The organism is Pseudomonas chlororaphis, assembly GCF_001921865.1.
In the GTDB taxonomy this organism is placed as follows: domain Bacteria; phylum Pseudomonadota; class Gammaproteobacteria; order Pseudomonadales; family Pseudomonadaceae; genus Aquipseudomonas; species Aquipseudomonas chlororaphis_D.
Genome location: NZ_MSCT01000019.1, coordinates 286554 through 304057 on the forward strand (window position 1 = coordinate 286554; position 17504 = coordinate 304057).

Annotated in this window: 17 protein-coding genes; 5 read left to right on the forward strand and 12 right to left on the reverse strand. The window is 63.3% G+C overall.

Annotation, left to right across the window (positions count from 1 at the left end; all coding sequences use genetic code 11):
* Window positions 1-38: 38 nt before the first annotated feature.
* Both BTN82_RS21470 and BTN82_RS21475 read right to left on the reverse strand, forming a co-directional pair.
* Window positions 39-1187, reverse strand: coding sequence for a TDT family transporter (locus tag BTN82_RS21470; protein WP_075121099.1), 1149 nt, complete (start codon window positions 1185-1187; stop codon window positions 39-41).
* Between the two features lie 122 nt (window positions 1188-1309).
* Window positions 1310-2515, reverse strand: a complete 1206-nt coding sequence (locus BTN82_RS21475) for an MFS transporter (RefSeq protein ID WP_075121100.1) — start codon at window positions 2513-2515, stop codon at window positions 1310-1312.
* A 91-nt stretch (window positions 2516-2606) separates the two neighbouring features.
* Here BTN82_RS21475 and BTN82_RS21480 point away from each other — a divergent pair, with 91 nt between their 5' ends.
* Window positions 2607-3152, forward strand: a complete 546-nt coding sequence (locus BTN82_RS21480) for a TetR/AcrR family transcriptional regulator (protein ID WP_075121101.1) — start codon at window positions 2607-2609, stop codon at window positions 3150-3152.
* A 201-nt stretch (window positions 3153-3353) separates the two neighbouring features.
* The gene (locus tag BTN82_RS21485) at window positions 3354-6824 is read left to right on the forward strand and encodes a PAS domain-containing hybrid sensor histidine kinase/response regulator (protein WP_075121102.1); all 3471 of its coding nucleotides are present in this window, start codon (window positions 3354-3356) and stop codon (window positions 6822-6824) included.
* A gap of 16 nt (window positions 6825-6840) precedes the next feature.
* Here the strand turns inward: BTN82_RS21485 and rmuC are convergent, their stop codons facing one another.
* Window positions 6841-8208: a DNA recombination protein RmuC gene (rmuC, locus tag BTN82_RS21490; protein WP_186828433.1), complete on the reverse strand. Its 1368-nt coding sequence runs from the start codon at window positions 8206-8208 to the stop codon at window positions 6841-6843.
* 175 nt (window positions 8209-8383) lie between these two features.
* Window positions 8384-8707, reverse strand: coding sequence for a hypothetical protein (locus BTN82_RS21495; protein ID WP_075121104.1), 324 nt, complete (start codon window positions 8705-8707; stop codon window positions 8384-8386).
* Between the two features lie 917 nt (window positions 8708-9624).
* Between BTN82_RS21495 and BTN82_RS21505 the strand changes: the two genes are divergently transcribed.
* The 3 genes from BTN82_RS21505 (at window position 9625) to BTN82_RS21515 (ending at window position 12035) form a co-directional block, all read left to right on the forward strand.
* Window positions 9625-9849: a hypothetical protein gene (locus tag BTN82_RS21505; protein WP_075121105.1), complete on the forward strand. Its 225-nt coding sequence runs from the start codon at window positions 9625-9627 to the stop codon at window positions 9847-9849.
* A gap of 274 nt (window positions 9850-10123) precedes the next feature.
* On the forward strand, window positions 10124-10606 hold the full coding sequence (locus BTN82_RS21510) for a hypothetical protein (RefSeq protein WP_075121106.1): 483 nt from the start codon (window positions 10124-10126) through the stop codon (window positions 10604-10606).
* A gap of 145 nt (window positions 10607-10751) precedes the next feature.
* Complete coding sequence (locus BTN82_RS21515) at window positions 10752-12035, forward strand: OmpP1/FadL family transporter (protein WP_075121107.1); 1284 nt, start codon at window positions 10752-10754, stop codon at window positions 12033-12035.
* Window positions 12036-12108: 73 nt separating this feature from the next.
* Here BTN82_RS21515 and BTN82_RS21520 read toward each other — a convergent pair whose 3' ends face one another.
* From BTN82_RS21520 to cobU, 8 genes are all read right to left on the reverse strand, one after another.
* Window positions 12109-12660, reverse strand: coding sequence for a glutathione peroxidase (locus BTN82_RS21520; protein ID WP_075121108.1), 552 nt, complete (start codon window positions 12658-12660; stop codon window positions 12109-12111).
* A 74-nt stretch (window positions 12661-12734) separates the two neighbouring features.
* Window positions 12735-12857, reverse strand: coding sequence for a hypothetical protein (locus tag BTN82_RS31625; RefSeq protein ID WP_261793007.1), 123 nt, complete (start codon window positions 12855-12857; stop codon window positions 12735-12737).
* Window positions 12854-14056 (reverse strand): MFS transporter, encoded by a 1203-nt coding sequence (locus BTN82_RS21525; RefSeq protein WP_075121109.1) that lies wholly within the window; start codon window positions 14054-14056, stop codon window positions 12854-12856. Before BTN82_RS21525 ends, BTN82_RS31625 begins: the two co-directional genes overlap by 4 nt.
* A gap of 52 nt (window positions 14057-14108) precedes the next feature.
* Window positions 14109-14513, reverse strand: coding sequence for a MarR family winged helix-turn-helix transcriptional regulator (locus tag BTN82_RS21530; RefSeq protein WP_075121110.1), 405 nt, complete (start codon window positions 14511-14513; stop codon window positions 14109-14111).
* An 82-nt stretch (window positions 14514-14595) separates the two neighbouring features.
* On the reverse strand, window positions 14596-15327 hold the full coding sequence (locus BTN82_RS21535; protein WP_075121111.1) for an adenosylcobinamide-GDP ribazoletransferase: 732 nt from the start codon (window positions 15325-15327) through the stop codon (window positions 14596-14598).
* A gap of 2 nt (window positions 15328-15329) precedes the next feature.
* Window positions 15330-15905, reverse strand: a complete 576-nt coding sequence (gene cobC, locus BTN82_RS21540) for an alpha-ribazole phosphatase family protein (RefSeq protein WP_075121112.1) — start codon at window positions 15903-15905, stop codon at window positions 15330-15332.
* Window positions 15902-16957, reverse strand: coding sequence for a nicotinate-nucleotide--dimethylbenzimidazole phosphoribosyltransferase (cobT, locus tag BTN82_RS21545; RefSeq protein WP_075121113.1), 1056 nt, complete (start codon window positions 16955-16957; stop codon window positions 15902-15904). The genes cobC and cobT overlap by 4 nt, the downstream gene beginning before the upstream one ends.
* Entirely contained in the window at window positions 16954-17475 is a 522-nt protein-coding gene (gene cobU / locus BTN82_RS21550) for a bifunctional adenosylcobinamide kinase/adenosylcobinamide-phosphate guanylyltransferase (RefSeq protein WP_075121114.1), read from the reverse strand. The genes cobT and cobU overlap by 4 nt, the downstream gene beginning before the upstream one ends.
* Window positions 17476-17504 lie beyond the last annotated feature (29 nt).

Consider the following 17504-nt stretch of genomic DNA (forward strand, 5'->3'; position numbering starts at 1 on the left):
CTTCGATCCAGGCCACAACCTTACCTAAAGTTCGCGGATTATTTCGCTAATCCTGCGATGCAGGGCGAAACGAACAACTCGCCCCGGTATGCACCCTGCACCGTGCGCTTGCCGACCAGCAGCCACATCAGTGCCAGCGCCAGGACCAGCAGGCTGCCGAAGACCGCGAAAAAAGTCAGGTCCAGGGTGCTGGCCAGTTTCAGGGTCGTCAGCGCATAGACCCCCAACGGGAAAGTGAAGCCCCACCAGCCGAGATTGAATGGAATGCCGTCGCGCAGGTAACGCAGGGTGATCAATAACGCCGTGAGCATCCACCACAGGCCGAATCCCCACAGGGTGATGCCGGCCACCAACCCCAGGCCCTCGGCGATTTCCCCGATTCCAGCCAGGCCGTTGGCGGCGAAGATCGCCGGCGCATCCGCCCCCAGCAACAACATACCCAGGGCGCCGGTGCCGATCGGCCCCAGGGCCAGCCAGCTCGAGGCGGCCATGCTTTCGTGGGGCAACTTATGCAAGGCCATGCGCAGCATGAGGATGGTCAGGATGCTGAACGCCACTGGCAGCGAGAACGCCCAGAGCACGTAGCTGGTCACCAGCATCACCAGTTGCGAGTGGGCATCCGTCAGGTGCGGCGCCAGCAGCCCGCCGCTGGCGGCGGCGACTTCGGCAGCCACCACCGGTAACAGCCAGACCGCAGTCATCTGGTCGATGCGATGTTCCTGCCGGGTGAACATCATGTAGGGAATCAACACCCCGCAGGCCAGCGACAGTGCAACGTCCAGCCACCACAGCGCCTCGGCCAACTGCACCACGCCCGCGCCCCAGCGCGGCACGCCGAACAGCAAGAAGCCGTTGATGATGGTCGCCAGCCCCATCGGGATGGTGCCGAAGAACATCGAGACCGTGGAGTGCCCGAAAATCCGCCGTGCTTCGTCGAAGAACAACACCCAGCGCGCCGCATAGGCCGCGCTGAACAGCACGAACAACAGGATGGTGAACAGCCACAGGCCTTCGGCCAACAGGTGCAGGCCCGGGACCGGTACTGGCAATTGGGCCAGCGCCAAGGCCAATACGCCTGTGCCCATGGTGGCGGCGAACCAGTTGGGGGTGAACTGGCGAATGGCTTCGCGAGGGTGCTGCAACTGGCTCAAGGGCCGCCCGGTTCTGAGGGTATTGGGGCATGTCATGGTTCTGGTCTCCTGTCCTCCGATGAGGTAGAGCCTATGGTAGAACCGTATCGAATATCTATATAACGTGTAATTTCTCTATCTGTTATCTATTTTATAAATATACAAAGCCGATACCTCGTTCAACTCCCCTGGGCGACACAGGCCTTGGCGCCTCGCTGACGCAACAGTGCTAGCAAGGCGCCGAGGGCCAGCAGGATCAATATCGCCCCGTACCCGTCGGTGGTGGCGACCAGGCCGAAACTGCGGGTAAGGTTTCCCACCAACAGGGACGGCAAGCAGAACGCCAGGTAACTCAGCACATAAAACGCCGACATCAGCCCCGCCCGCTCATGGGGCAAGGCCAGAGGCACCACGCTGCGCAAGGCACCGAGGAACCCGGAACCAAAACCGCCGCCGGTCACCAGGGTGCCGAGAAAGAACAACGGCAAGCTGGCCGTATGCACGGCGAGCAGAATCAGGCCGATGCCCGCGGCCAACAGGCTGGCGCCCAAGCGCAGCACTTTATCGGCCGGGCGCTGGCGCAAGGAAAAGATCATCAAGGCGCCGCTCAGGGTCAGCACCGCCACCAGGCCGCCGCCAATCAGGTTCGACGTCGAGCCGGTCGCGGTGCGCACCAGCGACGGCGCCAGCGACAGAAAGAAACCGCCCACCGCCCAGACCGCCACATCCACCGGCAACGCCAGCCACAGGGCCCGGCGTGCCTGGGGCGGTACATGCAGGGTGGGCCGCAGCGAAGCCCAGACACCGGGCTGGGTGCTGACCGTTTCCGGCAACCGCCAGACATACAGCGCCTGAGCGACAAACAGCACCAGCAGCAGCCAGTAGGCGAGTTGCAGCGGCAACGGCGCATATTCCACCAGCAAACCGCTGCCCATCGCCCCGCACGCCATGCCCAGCAACGGTGCGATGCTATTGACCAGCGGTCCCTGCTGGCGGTCGGTATCCAGCAGCGCCGCCCCCAGCACACTGGTGGCCATGCCGGTGGCAAACCCCTGCATCACCCGCGCTGCGATCAGCCAGGCCACACTATCGGCCTGGATAAACAGCAGCATCGCCACGATCTCCAGTAACAAGGCGACGAAGATCACCGGCTTGCGCCCCAGGTAATCCGACAGCGAGCCCACGGTCAGCAGCGCCGCCAGCAGGCTCAAGGCGTAGACGCCAAAGATCAGGGTCAAGGTCGCCGGCGAGAATCGCAGCGCTTCCTGATACAGGTGGTACATCGGCGTCGGCACGCTGGAAGCGGCGAGAAAACTGAGTAAGGTAATCGCCAGAAACATCAGCCTGGCACGGCTAGGCGGTAAAAAGTCGACAGGGCTGGACATGGGCACGCTCCATTAAAGCTAATTTTTTGCTTTTGCGGAGTGTGCTACCGCTTCAGGCTTAAAGCAAATTCTTTGTGTTAAGGTTCGACGCATGGCTATTAAAGAAGGTTTACGCCCGGGCGGACGCAGTGCCCGGGTGCAGGAATCCATCCACACGGCGGTCCGCGAGCTCCTTGAAGCCCAGGAGCGCTCGACCCTGACCGTGCCGCAGATCGCCGCCCGCGCCGGCGTCACCCCGTCGACCATCTACCGGCGCTGGGGCGACTTGTCGGCCCTGCTGGCGGATGTCGCCCTGGCGCGCATGCGCCCGGACAGCGAGCCGGCCGTCACCGGCAGCTTGCGCGGCGACCTGCTGGCCTGGGCCGAGCAGTACCTCGACGAAATGAGCTCCGAACCCGGGCGCAACATGATGCGCGACGTGCAATGCAGCGCCACGCCGGGTTACTGCGTGAGCATCCTCGGCGGGCAATTGCAGATCATCCTCGAGCGTTATCGGCACAGCGAAGCCGTGCTGCCCGACATCGACCGGCTGCTGAATATCGTGGTGGCGCCGACGGTGTTCCGCATCCTGTTTGCCGCCGCTCCGCTTGAAGCGCAGGAACTGCACGCGCTGGTCGATATCGCGTTGCGGTCGTAAGGCCCTTATCGCGAGCAAGCTCGCTCCTACAGAATCCGTGTGCGCCTGTAGAAGCGAGTTTGCTCGTGATCGATTCCCCGCCATTTCCCTGCGACACCTGGCCGCGCCAATACCTTGGTCGACACTGACGAACCCTGAACATCGTGCGAGACTGTCTGGCCGGGCTGGAGCGCCCGGCGCGCCTTTATGTCCGGAGTTCCCATGTCGCTGTCCAGCGGGCTGATTGCAATCGTCGCCCTGGCCTATATGGCCATCATGTTCGCCATCGCCTTCTACGGCGATCGGCGCAGCGCGCCCCTGCCGCCGCGAGTGCGGGCCTGGGTGTACAGCCTGTCGCTGGCGGTGTATTGCACCAGCTGGACCTTCTTTGGCGCCGTCGGCCAGGCCGCCGAACAACTCTGGTCGTTCCTGCCGATCTACCTGGGGCCGATACTACTGCTGGTACTGGCGCCCTGGGTCCTGCAAAAGATGGTGATGATCAGCAAGCAGGAGAACATCACCTCCATCGCCGACTTCATTGCCGCGCGCTACGGCAAATCCCAATCCCTGGCGATAGTGGTGGCGCTGATCTGCCTGGTCGGCGTACTTCCCTATATTGCCCTGCAACTGAAGGGCATCGTGCTCGGCGTGGACCTGCTGATCGGCGCCGGGGTCGACACCATGGGCACCCGCGCCCAGGACACAGCGCTGATCGTGTCGCTGATCCTGGCCCTGTTCACCATCGTCTTCGGTACCCGCAACCTCGACGCCACCGAACACCACCGCGGCATGGTGCTGGCGATCGCCTTCGAATCCCTGGTCAAGCTGCTGGCCTTTCTTGCGGTCGGCGCCTTTGTCACCTATGGCCTGTACGACGGCTTCGACGACCTGTTCAGCCAGGCCATGCTCGCCCCGCGCCTGGAACAGTACTGGAAGGAAACCATCAACTGGCCGTCGATGGTGGTGCAAACCGGCGTCGCGATGATGGCGATCATCTGTCTGCCGCGGCAGTTCCACGTCACGGTGGTGGAAAACATCGAACCCCAGGACCTGCGCCTGGCCAAGTGGGTGTTTCCTGCCTACCTGGCCCTCGCCGCGCTGTTCGTGGTGCCGATCGCCCTGGCCGGGCAGATGCTGCTGCCCAGCTCGGTGCTGCCGGACTCGTTCGTCATCAGCCTGCCCCTGGCCCAGGCCCACCCGGCCCTGGCCGTGCTGGCGTTCATCGGCGGTGCATCGGCCGCCACCGGCATGGTGATCGTCGCCAGCGTGGCGCTGTCGACCATGGTTTCCAACGACATGCTGCTGCCCTGGCTGCTGCGCCGGCAGAGCGCCGAACGGCCGTTCGAGGTGTTCCGCCACTGGATGCTTTCGGTGCGCCGGGTCAGCATCGTGGTCATCCTGCTGCTGGCCTATGTCAGCTACCGCCTGCTGGGTTCCACCGCGAGCCTGGCGACCATCGGCCAGATCGCCTTCGCCGCCGTGACCCAACTGGCCCCGGCCATGCTCGGGGCGTTGTACTGGAAACAGGCCAACCGCCGCGGCGTGTTCGCCGGGCTCGCGGCCGGCACTTTCCTGTGGTTCTACACCCTGATCCTGCCGATTGCCGCCCACAGCCTGGGCTGGTCGCTAAGCAGCTTTCCGGGCCTGGCCTGGCTGCACAGCAACCCGCTGAACCTGCCGATCACGCCCCTGACCCAGGGCGTAGTGCTGTCACTGGCCGGCAACTTCACCCTGTTCGCCTGGGTCTCGGTGCTGTCGCGCACCCGGGTGTCGGAACACTGGCAGGCCGGGCGCTTCATCGGCCAGGAAATCAGTGCCCGGCACAGCGGCCGCTCGATGCTCTCGGTGCAGATCGACGACCTGCTCAAGCTCGCCGCGCGTTTTGTCGGGGAAGAGCGGGCCCGCCAGAGCTTTATCCGCTTCGCCTACCGCCAGGGCAAAGGCTTCAACCCCAACCAGAACGCCGACGGCGAATGGATTGCCCATACCGAACGCCTGCTGGCCGGCGTGCTCGGCGCCTCCTCCACCCGCGCGGTGGTCAAGGCCGCCATCGAAGGCCGGGAAATGCAGCTCGAGGATGTGGTGCGCATTGCCGACGAAGCCTCGGAGGTGCTGCAGTTCAACCGCGCCCTGCTGCAAGGCGCGATCGAGAACATCAGCCAGGGCATCAGCGTGATCGACCAGTCCCTCAGGCTGGTGGCCTGGAACCGCCGTTACCTGGAACTGTTCAACTACCCGGACGGGCTGATCAGTGTCGGCCGGCCAATCGCCGACATCATCCGCCACAACGCCGAACGCGGCCTGTGCGGCCCCGGCGAAGCCGAAGTGCATGTCGCCCGCCGCCTGCATTGGATGCGCCAGGGTCGCGCCCACACCTCCGAGCGGCTGTTCCCCAATGGTCGGGTCATCGAGCTGATCGGCAACCCGATGCCCGGCGGCGGCTTTGTCATGAGCTTCACCGACATCACCCCGTTCCGCGAAGCCGAGCAGGCCCTCACCGAGGCCAACGAAGGGCTGGAGCAACGGGTTGCCGAGCGGACCCATGAACTGTCGCAACTGAACGCCGCGCTGACCGAAGCCAAAGGCACCGCCGAAGCCGCCAACCAGTCCAAGACCCGTTTCCTGGCAGCGGTCAGCCATGACCTGATGCAACCGCTGAACGCTGCCCGGCTGTTCTCCGCCGCCCTTTCCCACCAGGACGACGGTTTACCGACCGAAGCGCAGCAACTGATCCAGCACCTGGACAGCTCCCTGCGCTCGGCCGAAGACCTGATCAGCGACCTGCTGGACATCTCACGCCTGGAAAACGGCAAGATCAATCCGGAGCGCAAGCCGTTCGTACTCAACGAGCTGTTCGACACCCTGGGGGCCGAATTCAAGGTGCTGGCCCAGGAGCAAGGCTTGAAATTCCGCCTGCGCGGCAGCCGCCTCAGGGTCGACAGCGACATCAAGCTGCTACGCAGGATCCTGCAGAATTTCCTGACCAATGCTTTCCGGTATGCCAAGGGACCGGTGTTGCTGGGCGTGCGGCGACGGGGCAACCAACTGTGCCTGGAGGTCTGGGACCGCGGGCCGGGTATCCCGCTGGATAAGCAGCAAGTGATCTTCGAGGAATTCAAACGCCTCGACAGCCACCAGACCCGCGCCGAAAAAGGCCTGGGGCTGGGCCTGGCCATCGCCGACGGCTTGTGTCGCGTCCTCGGTCACGGCCTGCAAGTACGATCCTGGCCGGGCCAGGGCAGCGTCTTCAGCGTCAGCGTGCCCCTGGCCAAGAAACCGGCCAGCGCCCCTGGGCAGGCGGCCGAACTCAACGGCCATCTGCCGACCGGCGCCCAGGTGCTGTGCGTCGACAATGAAGACAGCATCCTGATCGGCATGAACAGCCTGCTCACCCGCTGGGGCTGCCAGGTCTGGACCGCGCGCAACCGCGAAGAATGCGCCACGCTGCTGGGCAACGGCGTGCGCCCGCAACTGGCGCTGGTGGACTACCACCTGGACGATGGCGAAACCGGCACCGAGGTCATGGCCTGGCTGCGTACCCAGTTGGGTGATCCTGTCCCGGGCGTGGTGATCAGCGCCGACGGGCGCCCCGAGACAGTCGCCGAGGTCCACGCCGCGGGGCTGGACTACCTGGCCAAGCCGGTGAAGCCGGCGGCATTGCGCGCGCTGTTGAGCCGCCATCTGCCGCTGTAACCGCGACGGCTATCGATCACTCCGGCAGTTCGAGCAGCGCGCCGTCGGCATCGGTCATTGCCCGTTCCAGCAGGTCGGCAGGCAAGCTTTTGCTGGCGCGGGCACCCAGCAAACGCAGTTGCTCACTGCGGCTGACCAGGTTGCCGCGGCCCTCGGTCAGCTTGTTGCGCGCGGCGCTGTAAGCCTTGTCCAGTTGCTGCAGGCGGTTGCCGACCTCATCCAGGTCCTGGATGAACAACACGAACTTGTCGTACAGCCAACCGGCACGCTCGGCGATTTCCCGGGCGTTCTGGCTCTGTCGCTCCTGCTTCCACAGGCTGTCGATCACGCGCAGGGTCGCCAGCAAGGTGGTCGGGCTGACGATCACGATATGACGGTCAAAGGCTTCCTGGAACAGATTGGGCTCGGCCTGCAACGCGGCGGAAAAGGCCGCCTCGATGGGCACGAACAGCAGCACGAAATCCAGGCTGTGCAAGCCCTCCAGGCGTTTGTAATCCTTGTCGGCAAGGCCTTTGACGTGATTGCGCAAAGACAGCACGTGCTGCTTCAGCGCCGCCTGGCCAATCGCCTCGTCCTCCGCCGCGACACACTGCTGGTAAGCAGTCAGGCTGACCTTGGAATCCACCACCACCTGCTTGTCGCCGGGCAGCATGATCAGCACGTCGGGCTGGAAACGTTCGCCGTCGGGTCCCTTGAGGCTGACCTGGGTCTGGTACTCACGCCCCTTCTCCAGGCCCGCATGCTCCAGCACCCGCTCGAGAATCAGCTCGCCCCAGTTGCCCTGGGTTTTCTGGCCCTTGAGTGCACGGGTCAGGTTGGTGGCCTCGTCGCTCAGGCGCAGGTTCAGCTGTTGCAGGCGCTCGAGCTCCTTGCCGAGGGAAAAACGCTCGCGCGCTTCGGCCTGGTAGCTTTCCTCGACGCGCTTCTCAAACGACTGGATACGCTCCTTGAGCGGGTCGAGCAACTGGCCGAGGCGCTGCTGGCTGTTCTCGGCAAAGCGCTGTTCGCGTTCGTCGAAGATCTTGCCCGCCAACTCGGCGAACTGCGCCCGCAGCTCATCCCGCGAACCTTGCAGGTCGTCCAGGCGTCGCTGGTGGCTTTCCTGTTGCTCGCGCAACTCGGCATTCAACGATGCGGCCTGGGCGTCCAGGCGACGTAATTCGGCTTCTTTATTGGCTCGTTCGAGGTTCCAGGCATGGGCCGCATCGCGGGCGTTGTCGCGCTCGATCTGCAACAACTCGACCTCCCGCCCCGCCGCCGCCAGGTCGGCCTGCTTCACCGCATTGGCCTGGGCCAGATCGCTGATTTCGTCGCGGCAAGCGTCCAGTTGGGCGTTCAAGCCGTCTTGCGCCAACTGCGCGGTGGCCAGGCGCTCTTCGAGCAGCGACAGTTCGGTCTGGCGCGAACTCAGGCGTCGCTGCAGTTGCCAGGCGAGCACCGTCAAGGGTAATGCCGCGCCTGCCAGACCCAGCAGTACGCTGGTCAAGTCCATAGCCATAGCCACTCCAGGCAGGGAAATAAAGCTTGAAGGTTAACCAAGCGACCGAGGCTTGGCCAACTCAGTCGTCGATCTGGCCAAGCTCCAGCTGGGCCCGGCGATCGCCGGCCCGCGCCGCCTGGCGCAGCAGGTCGTGACCGATCCGCCGATCCCGGGCGTTGCCGCATTCGCGGCACATCAGCTGGCCCAGACGACTTTGCGCCGCCACCACCCCTTCCCGGGCAGGCTGCTTGAGCAAACGCCCGGCAAAATGTTTGACGTTCCGGTTATCCCCCAGGCGCGGACTGTCGAGCAGCCACATGGCCACGCGCAACGAAAAACGCTTGGGTTCGGTAACACTGGAAGAGGTCGAGGTAACAGAAGGTGATACTGAGCGAAACTTCATAAAGCACTGTAGGGCAGATCGGAAGGCGCGCCACTCTACTCCTTTTTTCGCATGCGTAAAGTCGAAAAAAACTCAGCACGCCCGTGCTAGAGCAAGCGCTTGGGACAATCCACAGAAGCTGTGGATAACTCAGTGGACAACCGCCCTACAAGTCGCCGAAAGCCCCACGGGACGGGGCTCGCAGTCAAACTGACGATTTTTTCACCAGTAAAAAAAACCGATGTTTTTCATTGACTTAAATTTTCATCGCAGGCATTGGAGGGCCCGACGAGAGAGGTGACAGCCCGGTGACAGCTCGCGCAACTATTGTGCACAAGTACCCTTGATCCAGTTATATCGCTGCACCTTTTTCGACCACTCGCGACAAACAGGATCGGCAACCAAGACTCCAGTAACAAGCGACCCGGGCTCGCCCGGGTTCAGCGCGCCCATTTGCAGGGCTCAAAACTTTTCGCCTAACACAGTTGCACCGAGCAGCACAATCCATTATCATCCGCGCCGTTAGTACCAAGCTGAAAGTCAATTCAGGTCGAACTAATCCCCCGGTTCAGCTTCCCTCAAGAGAAGTTTCTACCGACCACACGGGATCGACCTCCTCGCTGGTTTCCAGGTAAAGCACTCGCCGACACCGCCTTTGAACACTGCAAAGGACGTCGCGAAGCTCATTTACTCTGACCGAACCAACCTGCAAATTGATCAGGATCTTCACCTGGGGCCCAGAACCTTAACCCCCGCTGTGATTGCCTGCCCTCCTAAGTACCTACCTGCCAGCCCTAGCGCGCACTTGATAAAGCGCTTTCAACTGGCTGCTTTGTTCCAGTCGGGTTCTTCGTTCGACCAATGGTGGTCGGCGTTACTGGAACGTTTTAACGTTGCACGGTTCTTATCCGTGTCATTTGTAGGAACACCCAATAACTATGTCTACTCAAATCCAGACTCAGGATGCCATTCGCACCCTCACCAACGCCTTCGCTCCAATGAATTGCCTGATCATGGCCGCTCGCAAAGGCTGCTTCAGCTTCACCCTGGTCAACGAACACGGTATCGCTCGTCACAGCGAACGCCTGTACCCCGACCAGTACTCCAGCGCCGAGCCGCTGCAAGCGGTGATCGATCGCACCCGTCAGGCTCTGACTGCCTGAGACGCCAAAGCGCTGAAAAGCAAAAGCCTCGCCTGAACAGCGGGGCTTTTTATTGCCTGTTATTTCAGTTCTACCCGCCCCGGCTAAAGCACCAACCGATATAACGGTTATAACGCAACGCTGGAAATATTTTAAAAACAGTCCTTTACAGCAAGGATATGACACTACACTTCAACTCAAGCGGCCTGATCCGCTTCCGGCAAGTCTGACCGATCCACCGCTGCCAAGCTCCCCCATCAGGCTTCGCCGGCCACCTTCACGCTTCGAGGGCTTTATGGGTATCGCCGCCAGCGAACTGTGCCGCTATGTGATTCGCCCGACACTGATCTATCTGGGTAACCACAGTCGCACCGCAGAGTCACTGCTGCTCGGTATCGCCGCCAGCCAGTCCGCCCTCGGCTCCGCCCTGCACGACCGCAGGGGCCACGGCCTGTATCGCATCGCCGAACCTCGTCACCGGGCACTCTGGGACCACTACCTGGCCCTGGACCCGGAGCGCGCCAGCCTGGTACGCGGACTCGCCAGCCAGCATGCATTTCTCAGCGGACCGCACCTGGAGCTGACCGTCAACCTGCGTTACGCCACTGCCATCGCCTGGCTGCTGGTAGAAGAACAGAATCCCCTGCTTCCCGAGGCGGATGACCTGGTGGGCATGGCCCGTATCTGGAAGCAAATCTTCCAGCCGCAAGGACGCTTGCGGGACTTTGCCGATGCCTGGCAAACCTGCGTTGCTCCACTGAATCAGGTCGCTTGCTGATCGGGCTTTTTGCAAGATCAGGGAAACAACCGGGATTCTGGTCTGATTGTCCTACAAAACCGCTCTATCTCAAGCCATACAGCCTATGGCGCTGGGGAAGAAATGTTGGTAATTTCCGCTCCGGTGACCATCAGGAGTTCTAATAATGAAAAAAGTAACGCTCAAAACCACCCTTAGCCTCGCCGTTGCCATGGCATCCACCCAGCTCTTCGCAAGTGGCTTTGCCCTGAACGAACAAAGCATCAGCGGGATGGGTACTGGTTTCGCGGGTCGCTCTTCTTCTGCCGATGACGCAAGCACCGTATTTGGCAACCCTGCCGGCATGTCGCGCCTGAAGCGCCAGCAAGTGACTGGCGGTGTCGCGGCGATCGACGCCTCGACCGACATCAACGACGCCAGCGGCAGCCAGCGCGGTACCAACAAAGGCGACATGGTGCCTTTCACCGCCGTTCCCATGGCCTACTACGTCAAGCCTATCGATGACCAATGGGCCTTCGGTATGGGTGTCTACGCCCCGTTCGGCCTGATCACCGACTACGAAAGCAATTTCCAGGGCCGTAACTTCGGCAGCAAGAGCGAAGTTAAGGTCGTGACCTTCCAGCCGACCGTGAGCTATGCCTTCAACGACAAGGTATCGATCGGTTTTGGCCCGACCATCAACCGTATCGCCGGTACCCTGGAGTCCGCACTGACAACGCCACTGTCGCCTAACGACGGCAATGTCAAAATCAAGGGCGACGACATCGGCTACGGCTACAACATCGGCGTGCTGGTGCAGGCGACCGACACCACGCGCGTGGGCCTGACCTACCACTCGAAGGTCAAGTACAAGCTCGAAGGCCACACCGAAGTCAGCCCAGGCGCCGGTACGCCGAGCGCGCTCCTGAAGGGTGCTCGCTACGACGCTTCGCTGGACATCACCACGCCTGAATCGGCCGACTTGTCGGTGACCCAGGAAGTCAACGATGCCTGGACCCTCTACGCCGGTACCACCTGGACTCGCTGGAGCCGCCTGAAAGACATCACCGTGAACAACGACGGCGTGACTGCAAGTTCCGGCGGCCTCCTGGCCCCAAGCGCCCTCAACAGCGTCAAGGAAGAGCAGAACTGGCATGACACCTGGGCGTACGCCATCGGTACTTCCTACAAGCTGAACAAAGAGTGGGTACTGCGCACCGGCCTGACCTTCGACCAGTCGCCAACCAACAACACCAACCGTTCGCCACGCATCCCGACCGGCGACCGGACCATCTTCAGTCTCGGTGCCGGCTGGAGCCCAACCGACGACCTGACCATCGACGTGGCCTACTCCTACCTCAAGGAAGAGAAAGTCAACATCCACAACACCAACGCACTCGGCCAGTCCTACGACGCCGAGTACAAAAACAGCGCGAACGGCTTCGGCGTGGGTGCAACCTACCGCTTCTAAAGCCGCCGGCCTGAATGAAAAAGCCCCCGCATCCATGGATGCAGGGGCTTTTTTTATTGGCGGTGAAAAGCACTCAAGGCCTGGATGCCAACGCCTTCTCCACCGCCTCGATCAGCTCAGGGTTGTCTGGCTTGGTCACGCTGGAAAAACGGGCGATCACCTTGCCCTGGCGATCGACCACATATTTGTAGAAATTCCACTTGGGCGCGCTGCTCTGCTCCGCCAGGACCTTGAACAGATGCACCGCATCCGCGCCCCTGACCGGCTGCGGCTCGGTCATGGTGAAGGTCACGCCATAGTTCACGTAACAGACCTTGGCGGTCTCCTCGCCGTCCTTGGACTCCTGCTTGAAGTCGTTGGAGGGCACGCCCAGCACCTCCAGCCCCTGGTCCTTGTAACGCTGGTACAGCGCCTCGAGCCCCTTGAACTGCGGGGCGAAACCACAAAAACTCGCGGTATTGACCACCACCAGCGGTTTGCCGGCAAAGCGCTGGCACAGGTCGATGGACTCCTTGGCGCGCAACTTGGGCAACGAGCCCTGCAACAGCGACGGGCAATCGTCGGCCCATGCCGAACCGCCCATGGCCATGAGTACTACTGGAACAGCAAGCCAGCGCAGCAACATATTCAGCTCCTTGAAAAGTCTCGTCAGGACGCGACGCTACGCGCCAGGCAAAGGCCCTGGCAAGCGCCGCCCTGCTAGCACACGCCCATGCCCAACTGCATCAGCGCCAGTCCGCCCTGGTGCCAGCCCCACCAGGCCAGCGCCAACAGGGCCGCGACAACCGCCAGGCCAGCCCAGCGCAAACCGCTCCGGTTCATGCCGCACTCGCCTGCAAGCGCGCGACCGGACGCTCGCGCACCGGCCAGTTAAGGGCCGCGGCCAACAGGCTGAGGAGGATTGCCACCTGCCAGATCAAGTCGTAGCTCCCGGTCCGGTCATAGACCACCCCGCCGAGCCAGCCGCCGAGGAACGAACCCAATTGGTGAAACAGAAACACGATACCGCCCAGCATGGACAGGTTGCGGACACCGAACAAGGTCGCCACCGTGCCATTGGTCAGCGGCACCGTCGACAGCCACAGAAAGCCCATGGCCATGCCGAACAGGTAGGCACTGAGTTGCGTCACCGGCAGCCAGAGGAACAAACCGATGACCACCGCACGCAACAGGTACAAGCCCGTCAGCAATCGCGGCTTGGACATGCGCCCGCCCAACCAGCCGGCGGTGTAGGTGCCGAAGATATTGAACAAGCCGATCAGCGCCAGCACCGTGGTGCCCACCGTGGCCGGCAAATGCTGGTCCACCAGGTACGCTGGCAAATGCACGCCGATAAATACCACCTGGAAACCGCAGACGAAAAAGCCGAACGCCAGCAACCAGAACCCGGAGTGCGAACAGGCTTCACGCAAGGCCTCCGAGAGGCTCTGCTCATGGCCCAGGCTGGGGAGCGGCGTGTCCTTGAGCATGCTCACCAGAGGCACGATCAAGGCCACCAGCAAACCCAGCACCAGCAGTGCCGACGACCAGCCGAGCCAGCCGATCAGGCCCAGGGTGCCCGGCAACATGGCGAACTGCCCAAACGAACCGGCGGCACTGGCGACGCCCATGCCCATGCTGCGTTTTTCCGCCGGCAGCGCGCGCCCCACGACCCCGAGGATCACTGAAAACGAAGTGCCCGAAAGCCCTATACCGATCAGCAGACCGGCGCTCAGCGACAGCGACAGCGGCGAGTCGGCCAACCCCATGAACAGCAGGCCCACGGCGTACAGCACACCGCCGATCAGCACCACCTTGGCGGCGCCAAAGCGGTCGGCCAGGGCCCCGGTAAACGGCTGGGCCAGGCCCCAGATCAGGTTCTGCAAAGCAATGGCGAAGGCAAACACCTCGCGCCCCCAGCCAAACTCGGCGCTCATGGGCGGCAAGAACAGACCGAAGCCGTGCCGAACCCCCAGGGACAATGCCAGGATCAGCGCACTCCCAAGAAGAACCCAGCCACTGGTACGCCACATCGAAGTCATCTTTATTCTCCAGTTACGGGTATCTACCCGCTTATTATCGAACGAATGGCCTTCAGGCCAGTTCGTTGAGCAAGGCCAGCAAGGTTTCGCGCTTCTGTGTTCCCAACCGATCGATCAAACGCTGTTGCGCCGCCTCCCAGGCCGGCAAGGCCGCCATCAACCGCTGCCGACCTTCCTCGGTCAACTGGACGATGCGATTGCGCTGGTCCTCGCCTTCGGACATCCGCACCAGGCCCTCGCCTTCCAGTACCCGCAGGTTGCGGCCCAGGGTGCTGCGATCCAGGCCCATGGCCTCGGCCAGGCTGGAAATGCTCGGCTGGTCCAGGCGTTGCAGGTTGCTCAGCAAGGAATACTGGGCAACGTTGATCCCGAAGCCGTCGAGGGCCCCGTCGTAGAACCTGCTGACGCCACGGGCGGCACGCCGCAGGTTAGTGCACAAACATTGAGAGGGAAGCATGGTGCGTGTATATACCCGCGATTAAGGGAATGCAAGAATTTTGCAAGGCTCAGCGCCCGGATCGGGCCCGCGCCGCACCATTCTAAAACAGCGCCAACCCTACCAGTACCGCCACTTCCAGCAGTTCCAGCAGCGCACCCGCCGTGTCGCCGGTGGTACCGCCCAAGCGGCGTAACATCAGCCGACGCAAACCGGCAAACACCCCGACAGCCAGCAGCAGCGCCAATACGCCGCTATAGCCGCCGATCAACACACACGCCAGCGCAGCGAGCAGCAATACCTGCTTGCCGGCCAGACGCGGCAGATGATCCGCCAGCGCCTGCCCGAGGCCACCAGAGCGCACATAAGGCGTGCAGAGGAACAATCCGAGCAACGCCCCGCGACCGATCAACGGTGCCAGCAATAAAGCGCTTGTAGCCTGCTGTTCGATCAGCGCCACCAGCGCGGCGAATTTGAGCAGCAGCACCAACCCCAGGGTGACCACGGCGATCGGCCCGCTGCGCGGGTCCTTCATGATCGTCAGGGTCCGCTCGCGATCGCCGAAGCCGCCCAACCAGGCGTCCGCGCTGTCGGCCAACCCATCCAGGTGCAAGGCACCGCTGAGCAGCACCCAGACCGTCAGCAGCAGCGCCGCCTGCAGCAATACCGGCGCGCCAGCCAGCAACCGGTCCAGCCCCCAGAGCAGCACCCCGAACAACAGGCCCACCAGCGGATAAAACAGCAACGACCGGCCCATCTCCTGAGGCGAAGGCATGCCCGGCAATCGCACCGGAAAACTGCTGAGAAACTGCAAGGCGATCCAGAATGGCAGCATGCTCAGGCTCCTTCGCTCAACACCGGGCCAGCTTCGACTGTCAGGGTAAACAGCGCACCGTGAGCCACCTCGACACTCAGCAACTGCTCCCGCGGCAAGCCCCGGGCCCTGGCCAGCAGCAAGCGCATGACCCCGCCATGGCTGACCAGCAGCACGCGCTCGCCGGCATAACGCTGGTGCAGGCGCTCGACCGCCCCCAGTACCCGCTCGGAAAACGCCAGCACCGGTTCGCCCTGGGGCGGGGTAAACCCGTAAGGGTCGGCCCAGAACTGCCCCAGCGCCTGGGCGTCGGTGGTCATCAATTGCGCCGCGCTCTGCCCTTCCCAGGCACCGAAATGCAGCTCCTGCAGATCCGCCTCCAGGGTCACCGGCAACGCCAGGCCCGCCGCCAGCTCCTCGGCGAAACGCGCGCACCGTTGCAAGGGCGAGCTCACCAGGCGATCCCAGGGCCCCTGGCCGGCGACAGCGTTACGCATCTGCTGCCAGCCGGCCTCGGTCAACGCATCGTCGAGACTGCCGCGCAGGCCACCACCGAGCTGGGTTTCGCCATGGCGCAACAGGTCCAGGCGCAAGGTCATGCCGGGCGATCCGCCACCGCGGCCTCGGCGAACGTCGCCATCTGCCCGTGCAGGTCGCAGGCCAGACGCAGCAGGGGCACCGCCAACGCCGCGCCACTGCCCTCGCCCAGGCGCAGGCCCAGGTCCAGCAAAGGCTCGGCCTCGAGGGTTTGCAGAATATGCCGATGGCCCGGCTCGGCCCCGCGGTGCCCGAACAGCAACCATTGGCGGCACTCAGGGTTCAAGCGCACGGCGACCAGGGCCGCCACGCTGCAGATGAAGCCATCCACCAACACCGCCACCCCCTCCTGGGCACAGGCCAGGTACGCCCCCACCAGCGCGGCAATCTCGAAGCCCCCCAGGTTGAACAACGTCTGCAAGGCATCCCCACGCTGGGCGGCATGCACGCTCAAGGCGCGCTCGATCACCCGCGCCTTGTGACTGACGCCCGCCGCATCCAGCCCGGTGCCCGGCCCGGCCAACTGCGTCACCGGAATATCCAGCAAGGCACAGGCCACGGCGCTGGCCGCGGTGGTGTTGCCGATACCCATTTCGCCGCCGATGAACAGCTCGCTGCCCTGCTCGACCGCGCGCCGCACACTGTCGCGGCCAGCCTGCAACGCCTGCTCGCCCTGGGCTCGGGTCATGGCCGGCGCCTCGACGAAGTTGCGGGTGCCCGCGCCCAGATTCAGGTGCCGCACACCTGGCAGGTTCAAGCCTGGCGTCACCGTGCCGAGGTCGACCACTTCCAGGCGCGCGCCCAGTTGTCGCGCCAGCACACTGATGGCCGCGCCGCCCGTGACGAAGTTATGCAGCATCTGCCCGGTGACTTCCTGCGGATAAGCCGAAACCCCCTCGGCCACCACCCCGTGGTCCCCGGCGAAGATCGCGATCCACAGGTGCTCCAGGCCAGGCTTGACCCGCCCCTGCAACCCGGCCAGTTGCACCGCGACCCGCTCCAGCTGACCCAGCGAACCCGCCGGCTTGGTCAGTTGCTGCTGACGCGAACGAGCCGCCTCCAGGGCTTGAGTGTCCAGCGCCTTGCACGGCCGCAGCCACCAGAAGTCATTCATAACGCAGTTCCTTTCAAAGTCAGGGGCAGGCCGGCCACCGTCAGCACCACACGCTGACAACGCTCGGCCAGGGCTTGATGCAACCAACCGGCTTCATCGACATAGCGGCGAGTCAATTCGCCCAGCGGCACGACACCCATTCCGGTTTCGTTGCTGACAAAAATGATTTCTCCCGGCAACGACACCAGGCATTGCAGCAGCGCTTCGCGCTCGCTGGCGAGGCGTTCAGCATCCTCCAGCAACAACAGGTTGGTCAGCCACAAGGTCAGGCAATCCACCAGCAGGCAGCGTTCCGCGCTTGCGCTTTCGCGCAGCACCCGCGCCAGCTCCACCGGCTCTTCGATCAACGCCCATTGTGCCGGGCGCCGCTCGCGGTGATGGGCGATGCGCTGGTTCATTTCGCCGTCGAGCGCCTGGCTGGTGGCGATGTAGGTCACGGCCAGGCCGCTGTCGCCCGCAAGCTTTTCAGCCAGGCGACTCTTGCCGGAACGGGCGCCGCCGAGGATCAGTTGCAACATGCTTGGAAACCCTTGAATTGAGGTACAGC